The sequence below is a fragment of the Lacicoccus alkaliphilus DSM 16010 genome, assembly GCF_900142805.1.
In the GTDB taxonomy this organism is placed as follows: domain Bacteria; phylum Bacillota; class Bacilli; order Staphylococcales; family Salinicoccaceae; genus Lacicoccus; species Lacicoccus alkaliphilus.
This window is the reverse complement of record NZ_FRCF01000002.1, coordinates 259,721-277,969: the sequence shown is the minus strand read 5'-3', so window position 1 is coordinate 277,969 and position 18,249 is coordinate 259,721. Positions and strand designations below refer to the sequence as shown.

At 48.2% G+C, this 18,249-nt stretch carries 12 protein-coding genes; 4 read left to right on the top strand and 8 right to left on the bottom strand.

From position 1 onward, the window contains the following. Window positions 1-6 precede the first annotated feature (6 nt). The 4 genes from BUA12_RS01505 to BUA12_RS01490 all read right to left on the bottom strand — a co-directional run bounded on the left by BUA12_RS01505 (window position 7) and on the right by BUA12_RS01490 (window position 5,181). The gene (locus BUA12_RS01505) at window positions 7-1,278 is read right to left on the bottom strand and encodes a peptidoglycan bridge formation glycyltransferase FemA/FemB family protein (protein ID WP_072708839.1); all 1,272 of its coding nucleotides are present in this window, start codon (window positions 1,276-1,278) and stop codon (window positions 7-9) included. A gap of 7 nt (window positions 1,279-1,285) precedes the next feature. After that, a complete protein-coding gene (locus tag BUA12_RS01500; RefSeq protein ID WP_072707632.1) occupies window positions 1,286-2,545 on the bottom strand; it encodes an aminoacyltransferase in 1,260 nt (419 codons plus the stop codon). Window positions 2,546-2,795: 250 nt separating this feature from the next. Next, window positions 2,796-4,058, bottom strand: coding sequence for a Y-family DNA polymerase (locus tag BUA12_RS01495; RefSeq protein ID WP_072707630.1), 1,263 nt, complete (start codon window positions 4,056-4,058; stop codon window positions 2,796-2,798). A gap of 97 nt (window positions 4,059-4,155) precedes the next feature. Continuing rightward, window positions 4,156-5,181 carry an LCP family protein gene (locus BUA12_RS01490; RefSeq protein WP_072707628.1) on the bottom strand — a complete coding sequence of 342 codons (1,026 nt, stop codon included), beginning with the start codon at window positions 5,179-5,181 and terminating at the stop codon, window positions 4,156-4,158. 143 nt (window positions 5,182-5,324) lie between these two features. On the opposite strand from BUA12_RS01490, the gene BUA12_RS01485 reads away from it, so the two are divergent. Together BUA12_RS01485 and BUA12_RS01480 are read left to right on the top strand one after the other, a co-directional pair. Then, window positions 5,325-6,287 carry a DUF1002 domain-containing protein gene (locus BUA12_RS01485; RefSeq protein ID WP_178138210.1) on the top strand — a complete coding sequence of 321 codons (963 nt, stop codon included), beginning with the start codon at window positions 5,325-5,327 and terminating at the stop codon, window positions 6,285-6,287. A 159-nt stretch (window positions 6,288-6,446) separates the two neighbouring features. Continuing rightward, window positions 6,447-8,126, top strand: a complete 1,680-nt coding sequence (locus BUA12_RS01480) for an IS1182 family transposase (protein WP_072707624.1) — start codon at window positions 6,447-6,449, stop codon at window positions 8,124-8,126. A 21-nt stretch (window positions 8,127-8,147) separates the two neighbouring features. On the opposite strand, the gene BUA12_RS01475 is transcribed toward BUA12_RS01480, so the two are convergent. Genes BUA12_RS01475 through parE form a run of 3 tightly spaced genes read right to left on the bottom strand, consistent with a single transcriptional unit; the run spans window position 8,148 to window position 14,052 of the window. Further along, window positions 8,148-9,602 (bottom strand): alanine/glycine:cation symporter family protein, encoded by a 1,455-nt coding sequence (locus tag BUA12_RS01475; RefSeq protein WP_435387540.1) that lies wholly within the window; start codon window positions 9,600-9,602, stop codon window positions 8,148-8,150. Window positions 9,603-9,662: 60 nt separating this feature from the next. Next, on the bottom strand, window positions 9,663-12,077 hold the full coding sequence (gene parC, locus BUA12_RS01470; protein WP_072707622.1) for a DNA topoisomerase IV subunit A: 2,415 nt from the start codon (window positions 12,075-12,077) through the stop codon (window positions 9,663-9,665). Next, window positions 12,070-14,052, bottom strand: a complete 1,983-nt coding sequence (gene parE / locus BUA12_RS01465; RefSeq protein ID WP_072707620.1) for a DNA topoisomerase IV subunit B — start codon at window positions 14,050-14,052, stop codon at window positions 12,070-12,072. Before parE ends, parC begins: the two co-directional genes overlap by 8 nt. 211 nt (window positions 14,053-14,263) lie before the next feature. Here parE and plsY point away from each other — a divergent pair, with 211 nt between their 5' ends. Then, entirely contained in the window at window positions 14,264-14,848 is a 585-nt protein-coding gene (gene plsY / locus BUA12_RS01460; RefSeq protein WP_072707618.1) for a glycerol-3-phosphate 1-O-acyltransferase PlsY, read from the top strand. Window positions 14,849-14,913: 65 nt separating this feature from the next. Here plsY and acnA read toward each other — a convergent pair whose 3' ends face one another. Then, complete coding sequence (gene acnA / locus BUA12_RS01455; protein ID WP_072707616.1) at window positions 14,914-17,619, bottom strand: aconitate hydratase AcnA; 2,706 nt, start codon at window positions 17,617-17,619, stop codon at window positions 14,914-14,916. Between the two features lie 252 nt (window positions 17,620-17,871). Between acnA and mscL the strand changes: the two genes are divergently transcribed. After that, the gene (gene mscL, locus BUA12_RS01450) at window positions 17,872-18,249 is read left to right on the top strand and encodes a large conductance mechanosensitive channel protein MscL (RefSeq protein WP_072707614.1); all 378 of its coding nucleotides are present in this window, start codon (window positions 17,872-17,874) and stop codon (window positions 18,247-18,249) included.

Below are 18,249 nucleotides of genomic sequence, written 5' to 3'. Positions count from 1 at the left end.
CTGTATTTACTTTGAAATGATCTGGTTCATTTTCGCCTTCACTTTATAAACATTGTACGGCACTGTTTTGATGACTTTTACAAAGTCGCCGACAAGTTCTTCAATCTCCGCATTGAAACCGCGCTTGAACCTGTAGACACCGTAGTCTTCGCCATCTTCACTGAAGTCGCCGCTCACACCGTAGAAATTATAGCGGGCGATGCCATTTTCGATGCAGTATTTCATCATTTCATGGTGCATCATGTAAGGTCCGACGAATTGCGGGTACTTGCTTGTGCTCGCACCTGAGTTATATACCAGTTCATAAGGCGTCTCGAAATATATGCCTGCAGCAAGGTCCAGCGTATTGCCTTCAATCTTCTGTATTTCGCGTGCCTCTTCAAGATCTTCCCCAATCTTGTTCATCTGCTTTTCCATCTCTTTGATCTTGTTGAGCGTCTTATCGTTCTTATTCTCTTTGGCACTTTGCTGGTCATGACGTTTTTTCAGGTCTTCATGTTCTTTCGTCAGATTTCCAATATATTCATCCAGCTCAATATAGGCAAGCGGGACCAGCAGCTTGTCCTTGTAGGTCATTTTAAAGTAGGTGAAGTATTTGAGCGGGTCCGGATGTGTGAAGAAGCCCTGCCTCTCCGAAGTGGCAAGATACAACTTCATGAACTTATCCATCTCATCCACTTCGAGGAACCTGACTTTCACACCGTACTTCTGAGCTTTCTTGATATTCCTTTTGCGCTGTGAATCGAAGGTCTTGACGAGTCCATTGACATCATCATAGCCGCTCACATCCAAGACACTCATCCAGCGGGCCTGTGAGGTTTTGGAATAGCCGCGTGTAAAGCCCTGATGCACATATCCTTCCTCTTCAAGGATTTGAATCAATGCATCCTGGACAGGGTAATCGGCCTTTTCATTCACGTCTTTATCGTACTTCTTATAAATCCAGTTCGGGTCGACCTTCACATAGGAACAGTTATTCTTCTTTAAATACCGTGTCAGTCCCTGAAGATAAAACCTCACGAGATCATGGTCATGATAGTCAAGGACCGGGCCGCGGTTGGAATAGTAAAAGTATTGTCCGAGCCCCGTTGATTTCAACGTGAATAAACATGCTGCAATGACTTCACCGGCATCGTCCTTGACGCCGAGCAGCCTGACGGACTGGCCATCTTCCAACTCCCGGTTGGCCTTATTCTCGATCATCTGAAAAAAGGCGGATTCCTCCCCTTTTTCAATATAATTCTGATATTCCGAGTCAGTTAATTCTGTAAAAATCATCTTCATCCTACCTTCCCAATTTTTGGCGCACTTGATTTAAAGTCTGATACAGGGCGTATGCCGGCCGGTTGACCGGCTGTATGAAATCACCGATATACTCATTGACTTTGGCGTTGAAGCCTTTCTTGAACTGGATGACGCCGTAGTCTTCCGCCTCCGGTGTGAAATCACCGCTGATACCGTAGAAATTATATATATCTATATCATTTTCAAGCGCATAGTTGATCATCTTCCACTGGATCAGGTAACTTCCTGCAAAATGCCTGAAATCGTTGTCACTGCCGCCGGCAAGATACACCACTTCGTGAGGTGTCACAAAATAATAGGCACTCGCCACAGGCAGCTCCCTGCCGTGTTCCTGAAGCAGCGCTTCCCCTTCTTTGAGCTTATCCTCGATGTTGGAGAGCTGTTCACTTAAATTCACGATTTTCTTTTTCTGCTTTTCATTGGAAGGGTCTTTTTCAACTGCATGTTCCGCTTTCTCGATGTTCTTTTTCAGCTTGTCGATATCCTTCTGCGTCGTTTCGTTGTAGCTTTCGAGATCTACATAGACAAGCGGGATCATCACTTTATCCTTGAAGTACTTTTTACGGCTGATGTAGTACTCATCGTCCCTGTCGACGAAGTCCTTCTTCTCGGAAGTATCCTTCATGAACTTGCGGAATACATCAATGTTGTCGAGATCCAGAAATTTGATGCGGAGACCGTGTTTTTCAGCTTTCCTGATATTCCTCTTCCTCAGGCTGTCCATATCGTTCAGCACATCATCTGCGGTCTTGCCGGTGAGATCCAGTATTGAATGCCAGCGGATCTGGATGACGGGATCGAAGCCGACGGAAAACCCTTCGTGACTGAAGCCATGGGATTGGAAGTGATTGAAAATGTATCTCTTACCCATGTCTTTTGTTATTTCCCCGTCATGATTGCGTTCATTGATGACCTCATAAGGGTCCACCCTCAAATGCAGTACATTTTTGGATTTTAAAAACTGCTTCAGACCGGTGAAGAAAGCATCAAACACTTTCCTGTCACTGTAGTCCATTACAGGCCCCCGGTTTGTATAGGCATACTTCATGACTTTCATCACAGGGGTCAGGGTGACTAAACAAGCCGCACGGACTGCGTCTTCTTGTTTGACCCCGACCAGGTAAGTCTCTGTCCCGTTCTCCTTTTTCAGACGGTAGTTTTCCTCCGTCTGGGTGAAATGACTGAAATTGTGATGAGTGAAGTGATTGAACTCTTCTGTCGTTAATTCTGTAAATTCCATTTTGGCACTCCTGTCCCTTTTTTTCACTTTTAGTATATTAGCAGAGTTTCATATGAATTTCATCTTTATATATGTGATCAATCGATTCCTCCCAGTGACCGGAATCGATCATGAAGCACTCGTCCCCCATTATATCATTAAACTTGAGTGTGATTAACAGGGATGCGGTTATTAATACAGGATGTTTCCGGCCGATGGTGAAATATGGGGAAAACCTTCAAAAATTGACGGAGTTGAACAGTCCTGCCCATCACCTCTTATGTCCGGCAATCAGCCCTTCCCTGAGCTTCAGTGTCGAGGCATCCGTCCGGCTGAGGGCACGCATGACGGCAAGCTGGCCGTATTTCACTTTCAGCTCATCCACCGTTTTCATCAACGCTTCTTCTTTGAGCACCTTTTCCATATCTTCAAACAGGGACACCTGCCTGGCACTGTCCGGTATGAAGTTGGTGAGCGAGACGCTGATTGTGCGGTACAGTGCATGCGGCTCTGCGATGTGCCGGAGATGCCCCCAAACGATCTTCATCATCTCATTTTCATTATTGGTGCCTTCTTTGATCGTATGCTGTTTGCGGAAGACTTCCCCGTCTTTCGTACCGACTGAAAACTGCACCGTCCTGGCGAGCCGGTGTGCGAGCCGCAGGCGGTGTGCCACTTCATCAATCTGTTCGAATAAGACCACGTAGACCTCCTCGAATGTATAATCCCTCATCAAAATCTGGCTTTTTGCGATGGAAGGTGAATGGGCCTCATGCTTCTCCCGTATCACACTGAAATCTATCCCATTTGCATGAAGATGCCAGTCGATCCCGATGATGCCAAAATCCCGCTTTAAATAGGCAGGATTATAATGCGCGAGGTCCCCTATATTGAAAATCCCCCGCTCATTGAGTTTCACTTCGCTGCGCCGGTTGATGCCCCAGAAGGCCTTAAGCGGTGTAATTGGCCAGAGCTTCTCCGGGACATCATGATACCGCCATTCGGCGATGCCACCCTCCATTTTCTTGGCTTCAATATCCAGAGCCAGTTTGCTGAGCAGCATGTTTTCACCGATGCCGATGGCGCTGTCGACCTTCGTCTCTTCATGGATCTCCCTGTGGAGCCTTGCTGCCAGCTCATACGGCGATGCGGCAAACAGATGGAAACTGTTCGTGACATCCATGAAGAATTCATCGATGGAATACTGGTGAAAATCTTCCGGCGCGGTATACTGCAGTGCAACTTCCGTTATTTTTGAAGAATAATCCAGATAAGTCTTCATCGAAGGATTAATGATATAAATATCACGGCGGTTCGGAATTTCAAATAATCTTGATCCTGTCCTGACGCCGAGCTTCTTCAGTTCCGGTGTTGCAGCGAGCACGACCGAACCGATGCTTTTCGTGTCGCCGACGACGGCAAGCTTCGTCGTCTTCGGATCCAACCCTTTCAGAATACATGAAACACTTGCGAAAAAACTTTTCAAATCGACGCACAGAATATGACGGTGCGGACAAATATAATAATCATACATACCACCACCCCTTATATACGAACGTGTGTTCGTATATAATATAGCATGTTTCTCTTTCCCGGGTCATTAAAAAAGGCGTCAAAAGACGCCTTTTAAATCATTCGTGTGATATTTCCTCATTTTCTTCCAGGTTTTCTTCAGGGACATGGCTCTCCGGCGCTTCAAGTTCATTATTCAAAAACTGATGCAGCACCTCCCTGTTCCGTTCAAAATCAAGGTCGATGACGTTCCCTGCATGATGTGTATCCACGAACTGATACGATCCCTCCACGGGCAGAGTCAGCGATTCGATGTCCTTATCCCCGCGCACAAGGAACGAAGCGGCCATACGGTAAAGCTCGGCATCCCCCATGCTCGTATTCACATATCCCATGCCCGTGCCCATGGCGTACGGCAGGTTGAGGATGCCCCCGACGGTCAGCACTTCGTCTTTTACGGCAGTCACGACCTGCTGCTGTCGCCTGACACGTCCGAAGTCACCTTCAGCATCCTGGCGGAAGCGTGCATATTCGAGCAGTTCATCACCGTTCAGCTTCTGCTCGCCTGCAAACAGCTCAGTCGTGATCTTCTCAGACATATCCCTTTCAACATCGATCATGATGCCATCTTCATTTATCGCATCCACCACCGATTCGAATGCCTGATAATCGACGATGATATAATCCTCCACCTGGACCCCGAAGTTTTCCTCAACGGTCTGTCTCAAAAGTTCAACACCCCCGAGAGAGAACACCGAGTTGATTTTATAATTCTGGTAGCCTGTAATATCGACATAGACATCCCTCATTATCGAAACAAGCTTCAGATCCTTCTCCATGTAATCATATTGTCCCAGCATCACGACGTCAGTCCGTGTAGCACCATCCTCCTCCCGGTCCGCACCGAGCAGCAGGAACAGTTTTCTTCCATCATTGTTGTCACTGCCGTTGAAGACCATCTCCTCATGATCCACACCATCTTCCCCGGCAGTGTTCAGACCGGAATGATAGGACACAAATATATATAAAACTGCAGTGATCGTTAAAATGATCAAAACAATCGGTATGTATGCTCTTCTCCTCAGTTTAAACTTCTTATGGCGTGCTTCCACGTTCCTGTCCACACGCTTGTATTCATTCTCCATATTCAATCTCCTAAAAATTCTCTAAAAGATATTCTACTCCTAAAAGTGAAATTAATAAAGTAAATGTACAGAAGGCACTTAAAATTGTCTTGCTGCCCAAGATATAGTAATATGAATGAAAATCTTAGGAAATGAGGATTACTATGTATAAGAAGTTCACACTGCTCGCTGTGGCGGTGCTGCTCATATCCATGCTGCCCTCAACTTTAAAGGCAGCTTCGGAATGGGAGAATGCCGTCACCATTTTTGGGGCGGCTCTGGAGAATGATGATGATTTGAGGGTGGATACTGCAGAACTCCTTGGCGTAGAAGACGATGACGAGACCGGGTATGTCTACTCCGGGGACCTTCAGAATTACCTGGGCGTCTCCTATGATGACAGTGTGCTGAAATCCAGCATCCGGATCATCCAAAGAGACCCGGGCCACGGCCTCGAAATCACGCTCAATGAAGAGATGGGCGAAATCACCAAAATCACAGAAGAGACATATCAAAATGCGCTCATCACTTCAGGCGTCACCGATGCCGATGTCACCATAGCCGCAGCAGAAAATGTGACAGGCGAGAGTGCTTTATCGGGCATCTACAAAGCATATGAAGTGCAGGGGGAAGAAATCTCCGAAGAACGTACACAAAACGCACAGGATGAACTTGAAACGATTACGGACATCGCCGAAGAAAACAGTGATGCCGAAGGGTTTTCACAAGTCCAGCTCAACAAGATGATCACCGAGATCAAGATTGAAATCGTCAACAATTACGGCGGTGACGTGAGTGAAGATGAAGTCAGGAACATCGTTGATGAAAAAATGGCGGATAATGGACTTGACGGCATCCTGTCCCAGGACCAGATCGACCGTATCGTCGTCATCATTTTAAATATCCGCGACTCCGGCATATTCTCCGGTGAAGAGGCCGAAAGGCTGATGGAATCTTCAAGGAACCTCATCGATCAGATCACTTCAAGTGATGCATTCAGTGAAGCCCAGGACAGGGCCCAGGAAATCGGTGAGGAAATCCAGGAATCCGGAGCATGGGACTCCTTCGTCACCGCCCTCCGCAACTTCTTCAACAGCATCGTCGATTTTTTCAGAAACTTGTTTTAGATGAAGATGGGGCTGGGACATAAGTCCCAGCTAAAAGCGAATGCCCCCGCAGTAAAATGTGAATTTTACTGCGGGGGCATTTTTATATAAATCGAAGACAAAATAAAGCCCTTCTTATACAATGTAAGTGACGAAACAAACAAAGAAAGAAGGGACTTTATGTATAAAGATTATAACATGAACCAGATCACAATACCATTGAATATAGAAGTGATGATACCGGAAGATGATATCGCCGTCGCGGTGAATGACCTGGTGGAAAGCATCCCGGCTGCGGCGTTCGAAGGATTTGACCATCACTTCGGCGCATCCTCCCATCACCCGAGAATGATGATGAAGATCATCCTGTGCGGGTACGCCCAGTCCGTGTACTCCGGCCGGAAGATCGCAGCGCTACTCACCGACAGCCTGCGGGTGATGTGGCTCTCGCAAAACCGGTGCCCCTCATACCGCACCATCAACCGTTTCAGAATACACCCCCACATGAGCGCGCTCATCGAAGAGGCCTTCATCCAATTCAGGGGACAGCTGCAGGCCAATGATATGATCGATGCGGACGCGATCTTCATCGACGGCACAAAACTGGAAGCCAATGCCAACAAATATACATTCGTCTTCAGGAAAAGCGTGGAAAAACACCAGGAGGCGCTGCGGGCCCAATCGAAGCTGATGTATGACACGATGTACGAAGAGATGATCATCCCGGCATTGATTGAAGAATCGGACGAAGCGATCACGGCCGGGCACCTGAACACCATGCATCAGGCATTGGAGACGGTGGAAACCGATTTGACAGACACCATCGATGCCACTGAGGCTGTTGAAGATCGAAAAGGGATCCGGGCCAGGCGTTCAGTCATCCGGAAGACTAAAAAGAGATGTGCCGACCTGCGGGAGCGGGAAATGAAATATACCGGGCAGCTGGCGACACTCGGTGACCGCAATAGTTATTCAAAAACCGACCCGGATGCGACGTTCATGCGCATGAAGGAGGATCACATACGCAATGGCCAGCTGAAGGCCGGCTACAACCTGCAGGTGGCCAGCAACAATCAGTTTGTCTTAGGCTTTGCCCTCTACCCCAACCCGACCGACACCCGCACATTGGGCCCCTTCCTCAATACGATGCTTGAACAGTTCCAGCATCTGCCGGAAAAGATCGTCGCCGATGCCGGCTATGGCAGTGAAGCCAACTATGAAATGATTGAGGATGATTATGAACGGACGGCGCTCATCCCCTACAACACGTACTACAAGGAACAGAAGAAAGCATACAAGACGGATGAGATGCATCCCGCCAACTGGTCCTATGACGTTGAAAACGACCGGTACATTTGTCCAGACGGGCGGGAAATTCGGTTTGAACGCTATGCGAACCGCACCAATACATACGGCGAGACACGGCAGTTAAAAATATATGCCTCCGATGATTGTTCAGGCTGTGCGCGCTATGACCAGTGCATCAAAAGCGACAGACAGATCAACAAGCGCATCCAAAAGAATATGAACCTGGAGTATTTCAAAGCCCAGGCCCGACGCACGCTTTCAATGAAAGAGAACCGGAAGATCTATCAACAGAGGAAGATAGATATCGAAACGGTTTTCGGAAATTTGAAGGCGAATTTGGCGTTCAAACGCTTCTCCGTCCGCGGCGCACGGAAGGTGAAAATTGAGACCGGCCTCGCGTTACTGGCCCTGAACCTGCGGAAATTCCGGAAGATACAAGCGGACCGTCTGCAGAAATATGGAAAAAGTGGCGATTCATCTGAATTAATCGATGAATCGCCACTTTTCTTAGTTTTCAAAGGGCTTTATGTCCCAGCCCCATTTTTTCTGTAAGATACGCCGGAAATGCCCGTATCAATCATTCTCTTTTCTTTCATCGTAACGATCTCTGTCCCATTCTGCAATCCCGTTTCTGTCGATATCAACATCATCGATGTAGAATACGGGCTGTCTCCCGGCCTTCAGCTGATCGGCATAATCTTTGGATACTTTAAAGACAGTCCCACTCAGTCCGATGATCGCAACGATGTTCGTCACAGCCATCAGCGCCATGAACACATCCGCAGTGTTCCATGCGAGTGTAATGTCCATGACTGCACCAATATAGACCATGCCGATGACGAGCATCTTGAATACAAACAGCACCACCGGATGCTCCTTGATGAAATTAAGGTTGCTCTGGCCGTAGAAATAATTACCTAGAATCGAACTGTAGGCGAAGAGCAGTATGACGATTGCTATGAAGATTGCACCGAAATCCCCCATCTGTGCAGACATTGCTGCCTGGGTGACTTCGATGCCCTGGGTCGCATCTTCACCGAAGCTCAAATCGGAATACATCAGTATGATCACGGCAGTGGCCGTACATACAATCATCGTGTCGAAGTAGACACCAAATGACTGAATCAATCCCTGTTTGACAGGATGGCTCACTGCAGCTGATGCGGCGGCGTTCGGCACGGAACCCATGCCGGCCTCATTCGAGAACAGCCCTCTCTGGAAGCCGTTCAGTATCGCGGCACCCACCGCCCCTGCAAACGCCTCCTGCAGGCCGAATGCACTTGCAAAGATCTGGCCGATCATCGGCAGGATCATGTCGTAATTGATGATCAGCAGCACGAACACGACCGCGAGATAGATCGCCGCCATGATCGGCACTATGTAGCCGGTCACATTCGCAATCCTCTTCGCCCCGCCAAATATGACGAGGGCGGTGAATATGGCGAGGATGATGCCGATGATGCTGCGGTCGATGCCGAAGGCGCCGTTGTATGCGGCAGCGATCGTATTCGCCTGCAGGCCGTTGAAGGCAAATCCGAAAGTGAGGGTGATCAGAATGGCGAAGAACACGGCGAGCCATTTTTGATTCAGCCCTTTTTCCATGTAGTATGCTGGGCCGCCGCGGTAACCGCCCTCCCTGTCCTTCACTTTATACAGCTGACCGAGCGTCGATTCGAAAAATGCGGTGCCTGCACCGATGAATGCAATGACCCACATCCAGAACACCGCCCCGGGACCACCCAGCACAATCGCCGTGGCGACACCCGCCACATTCCCTGTACCGACGCGCGAAGCGGCGCTGATGGTGAATGCCTTGAAAGCGGAAATCCCTTTCGTACCGTCAGGCAGTGTTTCCGGTTTGTCCCGGAGGACGGTGAACATCTGCTTAAACCATCTGATTTGGACAAAGCGGGAGGATAAAGAAAAATAAAGCCCCGCGACAATCAGTATCCCGATGAGGAAATCGCCCCATAAAAGGTCATTCATCACTCCGATGATGTTTTCAAACATGCTTGTAAAACCTTCCAATGAAAAAGCCCCCTTCGTGTTAAACTATTATAACACCGGGGGCTGAAATTAGAACCATTTTTATTTAATTATAGAATCAAAATGCACATCCTTGACTTCACCGAATTCATCCTCATCCACCACGAATGACCCGTTAACATATTTCCCGGTCACACGGATGTTCCTGCCTCTAAGTGTCGAGCGATCCGATTCCGATATGATCAATGCGTTGATATCGTCGGCAAACAACACCGCACCAACCAGCCTGTGCGGCTTTGACTTGATTTCCTTCAGAAGCATCGTACCGACCTGGGCGCGCGCGCCTGTCTCGAACATTGACAAATCCGTACGTTTGGCCGCACCTCTGTTTGATACCGTCAGTAAATATTTCTGATTGCTGATGAGCCCCGCGAAGATGATTTCATCATCCGGCTTCACATTCATCGCCCTGACGCCCTGGGTCCTGAGTCCACTCGTGTTGACCAATTCTACCGGATATCTCAAAGTAAGTCCTTTTGCGGTGACGAACAGCATCTCTTCCGTACCGGTTTCCGATATCTCCAAAGAGATGACCTCATCATCCTTCTTCAGGTTCATATAGGCGATCGGCCTCCTGATCCGCACTGCTTCAAACAAGGACAGTTCACTGCGCTTGATCTGCCCGTTCCTTGTCGTGGAGACCACAGTCACCGGCGCTTTGAAGTCATCGACGGCTGTCGTAAAGATCGGTTCCTCCCCGGGGTCGAGTTTGAAGCGGCTGGACAAATGGACACCATGGTCCTTCCATCGTATTTCAGGTATTTCATGGACTGGGATGATCATATAATTCCCCCGGTTGGTGAAGACGAGCATCTGCTGAAGTGTATGGGATTCAGCAGAATAAACCAGGAAGTCATCTTCCTTCATGCCGATCTCGTCCGGTTCGCTTGCATTGTAGCTCCTGGGGCTCGTCCGTTTGACATATCCGTCTTTCGTGAGTGACAGGATGGTTTCTTCCTGGGGTATGAGCACCTTTTTATCCAGCTCGATATTTTCGATTTCATCTTCCACAGCCGTCAGCCTCTCAGACTTGTACTTCTTCTTTATGTCCCGAAGTTCTTTTTTAATGACGGCCAACAGCCTTTTATCGTCGTTGAGTATTTCATTCAACTGATTGATAGTAAAATCCAGTTCGCTATGCTCGGTTTCCAGCTCGACTATGTCCGTATTGGTCAAACGGTAGAGCTGGAGCATGACGATGGCTTCGGCCTGCGCTTCGGTGAAGCTGTATGCTTCAATCAGATTTTCTTTCGCATTTTTCTTGTTGGCAGACTCCCTGATGACGCGTATCACATCGTCCAGTATGGATAATGCCTTCATCAGCCCTTCAATGATATGCATGCGCTTTTTGGCGCGCTCCAAATCGAATTGGGAGCGTTTATGGATCACTGCTTTCTGGTGGGCGATATAGCTGTTCAATATTTCCTTCAGCCCGAGGAGTTTCGGCGCCCTGTCACTGATTGCAACCATATTGAAGTTATATGTCACCTGCAGGTCTGTCCGCTTGTACAGGTAATTGATGATGCCTTCGACATTGGTGTCCTTACGCAGTTCAATGGCGATCCTGAGGCCCTGCCTGTCACTTTCATCCCGGACTTCAAGGATGCCGTCGACTTTCCTCTCCGCCCGGATTTCATCGATTTTCTTGACGAGGGTCGCTTTATTGACCTCGTAAGGCAATTCACTGATGGCGATGAGCTTCTTGCCCCCGCGCAATTCTTCCGTTTCAACTTTGGAACGTACGACCACCCTGCCCTTTCCAGTCTCATAAGCTCTTTTCAGCTCTTCTTTACCCTGGATGATGCCGCCGGTCGGAAAATCCGGTCCTTTTACGAGTTCCAGCAATTCATCGATTCCGGCCGAAGGCTTATCGATCATCTTCAGAGTGGCATCGATGACTTCACTCAGATTATGAGGAGGGATATCGGTTGCGTAACCGGCGGAAATCCCGGTCGAGCCGTTCACGAGCAGATTCGGGAATTTCGCAGGCAGGACAGTCGGTTCGAAATCGGTATCATCGAAATTGTTCATGAAAGTGACCGTATTCTTATTGATGTCCCGGAGCAGTTCATTAGAAAGCTCCGCCAGTTTCGCTTCGGTATAACGCATCGCAGCCGGCGGGTCTCCGTCGACACTGCCTTTGTTGCCGTGGATCATGATGAGCTCTTCCCTCATCTTCCACTCCTGGCCAAGACGGACCATGGCGTCATATATGCTGGACTCGCCATGCGGATGGTAGTTCCCGATCACATTACCGACCGTCTTTGCACTTTTACGGTAGTTTTTGTCGAATGTATTCCCCGCACGGAACATCGCATAAAGTATGCGCCGCTGCACAGGCTTCAGACCGTCCCTCACGTCGGGTATTGCACGGTCCTGGATCACGTACTTGCTGTAACGGCCGAAGCGGTCGCCGAGTACATCTTCAAGCTTAAGATTTTGAAGTTTTTCAACCATTGGCATCACCTTCCTCGTTCATAAGATCGATTTCATCATTCTCTAGAATGGAGTTCTGTTCTTCAAGTGTGAAGCTTACATTGGACTCAATCCACTTTCTCCTGAGTTCGACATTGTCCCCCATCAGCGTGGTCACACGCTTCAAAGATAGGGCTTCATCGTCGATCGTCACCTGGATCAATGTCCTTGTCTCGGGGTCCATGGTGGTCTCCCAAAGTTGTTCCGCCATCATCTCACCGAGACCCTTATACCTCTGAAGTTCAATATTGCTCCCCATTTCTTCCTGGGCGGTCTCCAGCTCTTCTTCGGTCCAAACATATTTGATGATATCTTTTTTCTTCGATTTCTTCTTCAGTTGGAACAGCGGCGGAAGTGCAATATAAATTTTTCCGGCTTCGAAGAGCGGACGCATATAATTGAAGAAGAAAGTGAGCAGCAGCACTTGTATATGAGCGCCGTCAGTGTCCGCATCGGTCATGATGATCACTTTGTCGTAGTTGGCATCTTCTACTTTGAATTCCGTGCCCACACCGGCGCCGATGGTGTGGATGATCGTATTGATTTCCTCATTTTTGAAGATGTCTTCAAATTTCGCCTTCTCGGTATTGATCACCTTGCCTCTTAAAGGGAGGATGGCCTGGAACTTCCGGTCTCTGCCCTGTTTGGCAGAACCGCCGGCCGAGTCCCCCTCGACAAGGAAGAGCTCATTCTTCTTTGCGTTTTTGCTTTGTGCCGGCGTCAGCTTACCCGACAGCAAAGTATCCTTCCTTTTTTTCTTGCCGCTGCGTGCTTCTTCACGTGCTTTCCGTGCAGCTTCCCTGACATTCCTCGCCTTCAGTGCTTTCTTCACCAGCTGGCTGCTGAGCGCACCGTTTTCTTCCAGATAGAACGGTAATTTATCCACGAGCAGTGACTCGACTGCCGAACGTGCTTCATTGGTGCCGAGTTTGCTCTTGGTCTGACCTTCGAACTGAAGCTGTTCCTCGGGTATCTTGATGGACACCACAGCTGTCAGGCCTTCACGTATATCGTTACCCTCAAGGTTCTTGTCCTTGTCCTTCAACTCGTTGATCTTACGGGCATATTCATTGAAAGCTTTTGTGAACCCGGTTTTGAAACCGACTTCGTGGGTGCCGCCGTCCTTCGTCCGTACGTTGTTGACAAAAGAGAGGATGGTCTCGGTATACTGGTCATTATACTGGAAGCTGACCTCCGCCTCGATCCCCTGATAGTCACCTTTGAAGCGGACGATCCGCCCTATAGAATCTTTGCCTTCATTTAAAAACTCGATGAAGGACTCCAGTCCGTCTTCGTACTGGAATTCCTCCACTTTGTCTTCCTCACCACGCGAGTCGGTGACCGTCACTTTCAATCCGCTCAGCAGGAATGCGGATTCCCTCATCCTTTCAACGATCATTTCATAGTTGAATGAAGTGCCGAGCTTGAATACGTCCGCATCAGGCTTGAAAGTCACGACAGTCCCTGTCTTTTTCGTCTTGCCGGTGACTGTCAGCTTCTGATCGACCGTTCCGCCGTCCTTGAAGGACATCGAATGGACCTTACCGTCCCTGTAGATCTCAAGCTCCAACCATTCACTCAGTGCATTCACGACTGAAGCCCCAACGCCGTGAAGTCCGCCGGAAGTCTTATAACCGCCTCCGCCGAACTTACCACCGGCATGCAGCACCGTGAAGATGACTTCAGGCGTGGGCTTCCTGGACGAGTGCATCCCTGTCGGAACCCCGCGCCCGTTATCGGTGATAGTGATGCTTGAATCTTTATTGAGTGTGATGCTGATTTCATCACCGTAGCCATTTAATACTTCATCCACTGCATTGTCTGCAATTTCGTATACCAGGTGATGCAGTCCTTTGACATCGGTCGAGCCGATGTACATCCCCGGACGCTTGCGTACCGCATCCAATCCTTCCAATATCTGAATTGAATCATCACTGTATGTGTTCGTTTTAGACAAAGAGTCAACCTCCTACAAACATATGTTCGAATTTTTTATCTACCTTACTATTTTTATATAAAATCCCGATCTTTGCAAGCATCTTGTAAAATTCTTTTAATTAACAGTAAGTTTACATAATAAAATTATAGTAAACTTACTGTTTTATAGATTTATAAATGATTATTTATATGGTAAACTATTAGTACCTGATAATAAAGGGGAGCATGAAATGACGAATATTATAATCTTGGTCATCATCAGCTATTTGATCGGGGCCATTCCATTCAGCCTTCTGATAGGTAAGATTTTTTATAAAGTGGATATACGGGAACATGGGAGCGGCAATGTCGGCACCACCAACACTTTCAGGATTTTAGGGAAAAAAGCGGGGATCATGGTGCTGATACTCGATATCCTTAAAGGTGCGCTGCCGGTGTACATCGCGATGTTGATGGCTGTGGATATGCATATTTTCATACCCGGTCTCATCAGTGCCATCGGCCATGTTTATCCTGTGTTTTTGAAGTTCAGGGGCGGCAAAGCCGTAGCTACGGGTTCAGGGGCTGTACTTGCATATAATCCAATCGTCTTCATAATTTTAGTATCTGCATTTTTAATCACTTTAAAGTTGAGCAAGTACGTTTCTTTATCAAGCATCGTTGCGGCCCTGACTTTCATAGGCGTCTCTTTGCTTCTCCAGGATCCCCTCATCATCGCTTTCGCAGTCATCCTGGGTGTGGTGATCATCATCAGGCATATATCCAATATTAAAAGAATCATGAATGGAACAGAGTCCAGGATCACCTTTATGTAATCGCCTTTAAAAACAAGTTAACCCGGTGAAATCATCCGATTTCACCGGGTTTTTTAATGGCTCGATTACTCTTTCAATTTGTTTCTTAAGACAAGTGGCAGTATGCCGCCATGACGGTAGTAGTCGACTTCGACTTCAGAGTCGAAACGTGCCTTGACTTTGAATTCCTTCACTTCACCATCAGTGCTTGTCGCCGTGACATCAATGATATCGCCGGGCTTCACTTCCTCGCCCACTTTGATGTCGAATGTTTCGCTGCCGTCGAGGCCGTGGTCTTCAGCGTTCTGACCGTCCACGAACTGCAGAGGCAGGACACCCATCATCACGAGGTTTGAACGGTGGATTCTTTCATAGCTCGCTGCAATGACAGCTTTGACACCTAAAAGGTTTGTACCTTTGGCTGCCCAGTCACGGCTGGATCCCATACCATAGTCGTCGCCTGCGATGACGACAAGGCCGGTGCCGTCTTCCTGATATTTCATGGCTGCATCATAAATGCTCATGACATCGCCTGTCGGCCAATACGTCGTGAATCCGCCCTCAGTACCCGGTGCAATCTTATTGCGGATACGTATGTTTGCGAATGTACCCCTCACCATCACTTCATGGTTGCCGCGGCGGGAACCGTATGAGTTGAACTCACGTGGTGATACACCCTGCTCGATCAGCCATTTGCCCGCCGGTGTATCTTTGCCGATTGCACCAGCCGGGGAGATATGGTCGGTGGTGACACTGTCACCGAATTTACCCAGCACCCTCAGACCATTCAAGTCATTGATCGAACCTGGTTCTGTAGCCAGATCTTCAAAGAATGTCGGGTTCTGAATGTAAGTGGACTCAGGGTTGAAGTCGTACATCGGTGCATCCGTCGTTTCGATATTATTCCATATTTCATTGGATTGGAAAATATTTTCATACTCTTTACGGAACAATTCAGGTGTAACATTGCTCATCACAGCGTCCCTGACTTCCTGGATGGAAGGCCATATATCTTTCATGAACACATCATTTCCATCTTTATCCTGTCCAAGCGGCTCTTTATTGAGGTCGATGTCCACAGTTCCTGCCAGAGCATAAGCAACGACAAGAGTCGGTGATGCAAGGTAGTTCGCTTTGACAAGCGGGTGGATACGCCCTTCAAAGTTCCTGTTGCCGGAGAGGACTGAAGAAACGAGCATATCATTATCGACGATCGTCTCGGAGATTTCAGGCAGTAAAGGTCCTGAGTTACCGATACAGGTCGTACAACCATAACCGACCAGGTTGAAGCCCAGCTCATCAAGGTAAGGCTGCAGCCCTGCGTCTTCCAGGTAACCTGTGACGACTTTGGAACCAGGTGCAAGTGAAGTCTTGACGTAAGGCGGTACCGTCAGCCCTTTTTCCACCGCTTTTTTGGCAATAAGGCCTGCGCCGAGCATTACGTACGGGTTCGAAGTGTTCGTACATGATGTAATTGCAGCGATGACAAGGTCGCCGGTTTTCAGTTCGGAATTTGATCCGTCCTTGAAATTGACTGTCGCCTTTTTGTCATATTCACTCTCGTCCAGTCCGTGGCCGTGGTTGCCGCTTTCTGCTGTTATGGATTTATGATACTCGTCTTTCATTTTTGAAAGGGGAATCAGATCCTGAGGACGTTTAGGTCCTGCCAGTGACGGCTCGACAGTGGAAAGGTCCAGTTCCACGATATCACTGTATGTCGGTTCAACGTCCGGATCGAAGAACATGTCGTTTTCTTTCAAATATGTTTCTACGACATCAATATGTTCCTCACTGCGTCCCGTCAGCTTGAGGTAATCAAGCGTTTCCTGATCCACCGGGAAAAATGCATTTGTCGCACCATACTCAGGCGACATGTTGGCGATCGTGGCACGGTCGGCAAGAGGCAATTCAGTCACACCGCGGCCGAAATATTCGACGAACTTCCCTACCACACCGTGTTGACGCAGTAATTCCGTGACTCTGAGTGCAAGGTCCGTCGCTGTTGCCCCTTCAGGCAGTGAATTTGTCATGCGTACACCGATGACTTCAGGCACCGGGAAGTAAGATGGTTGACCGAGCATCCCTGCCTCGGCCTCGATACCGCCGACACCCCAGCCTAAAACGCCGAGACCGTTGATCATCGTCGTATGCGAGTCGGTGCCGACGAGTGTATCCGGATAAGTGACGAGCCCGTCATCTTCTTCCCTGACATGCACGACATTCGCGAGATACTCGAGGTTCACCTGGTGGACGATACCTGTAGCCGGCGGTACGGCACGGTAGTTGTCGAATGCTTTCGTCGCCCAGTTCAGGAATTCATAACGTTCTTCATTCCTTTCGAACTCAAGCTCCATGTTCTTCTGGAGTGCTTGATGTGTACCATATTCGTCCACCTGCACAGAGTGGTCGATGACCAGATCCACAGGTACTTCGGGATTGATTTTCTGGACATCCCCACCGACATCATCCATCGCTTTTCTGAGTGAAGCCAGGTCCACGACTGCAGGAACACCGGTGAAATCCTGAAGGATGACACGTGACGGCTTGAACGGCACTTCCGCAGTCCCGAAATCGCCTTCATCCCATTTTGCAAGTGATTCGATATGCTCATCCTTGATCACTGTACCATCATGCTGCCTTAAAACGGATTCAAGCAGCACGCGGATTGAATACGGCAGTTTAGCCGGATCGGAAAAGCCTTTTTCAGCTACTGACTTCAGACTGTAGTAATTGTATGTCTTACCATTTACACTGAATGTCTTTTTGGCATCGCTTTGATAATTTTGCCCCATGTAATGTTGCCCCCTAAAATTAGTCTCATCTACAGTATACCTGATATTATGCCCTTGTAAATGGCGCTCATACATAAGGGTGATACAAAAAAACAACGTATTATGATAACTTAAACTTATTGCAATAGGTGCATAGCATAAAGATTTATTATGAGATCTCAATTATACATTTACCATGGCCTTTATATGCGGCAAATAATACTGTATATTGAAAAATGGATTTAAATGCATATTTCAGGAAGGATGATTTTCATGTGGCAGGAATTCAAGGATTTCATATTACGCGGCAATGTGCTGGATCTCGCGGTGGCAGTGGTCATCGGAGCGGCATTCGGAAAAATCATTGATGCCCTGGTCGAAAACATCATCATGCCTTCGATTGCACTGATGTTCGGAAATACCGACTTTGCTTCGGACTGGGCATACATGGGAATCACCTACGGGGTGTTCATCCAGGCGGTCATCGACTTTTTGATCATCGCAGCTGCAATCTTCATCTTCATCAAAGTGATCAATAAGCTGACAAGGGAGCGCTTTGCCGCCGAAGAGACGGAAGATGAACAACTGGTGCTCCTCAGGGAGATCAGGGATGCCCTGGTCCGGGATGATGAAAATGAAAGGCAAAAATAA

Bases quoted from the DNA above. Each gene is read 5' to 3' on its own strand.
- BUA12_RS01505 (WP_072708839.1), bottom strand. From the start codon at position 1,278: ATGATTTTTACAGAATTAACTGACTCGGAATATCAGAATTATATTGAA.
- BUA12_RS01500 (WP_072707632.1), bottom strand. From the start codon at position 2,545: ATGGAATTTACAGAATTAACGACAGAAGAGTTCAATCACTTCACTCAT.
- BUA12_RS01495 (WP_072707630.1), bottom strand. From the start codon at position 4,058: ATGTATGATTATTATATTTGTCCGCACCGTCATATTCTGTGCGTCGAT.
- BUA12_RS01490 (WP_072707628.1), bottom strand. From the start codon at position 5,181: ATGGAGAATGAATACAAGCGTGTGGACAGGAACGTGGAAGCACGCCAT.
- BUA12_RS01485 (WP_178138210.1), top strand. From the start codon at position 5,325: ATGTATAAGAAGTTCACACTGCTCGCTGTGGCGGTGCTGCTCATATCC.
- BUA12_RS01480 (WP_072707624.1), top strand. From the start codon at position 6,447: ATGTATAAAGATTATAACATGAACCAGATCACAATACCATTGAATATA.
- parC (WP_072707622.1), bottom strand. From the start codon at position 12,077: ATGGTTGAAAAACTTCAAAATCTTAAGCTTGAAGATGTACTCGGCGAC.
- plsY (WP_072707618.1), top strand. From the start codon at position 14,264: ATGACGAATATTATAATCTTGGTCATCATCAGCTATTTGATCGGGGCC.
- acnA (WP_072707616.1), bottom strand. From the start codon at position 17,619: ATGGGGCAAAATTATCAAAGCGATGCCAAAAAGACATTCAGTGTAAAT.
- mscL (WP_072707614.1), top strand. From the start codon at position 17,872: ATGTGGCAGGAATTCAAGGATTTCATATTACGCGGCAATGTGCTGGAT.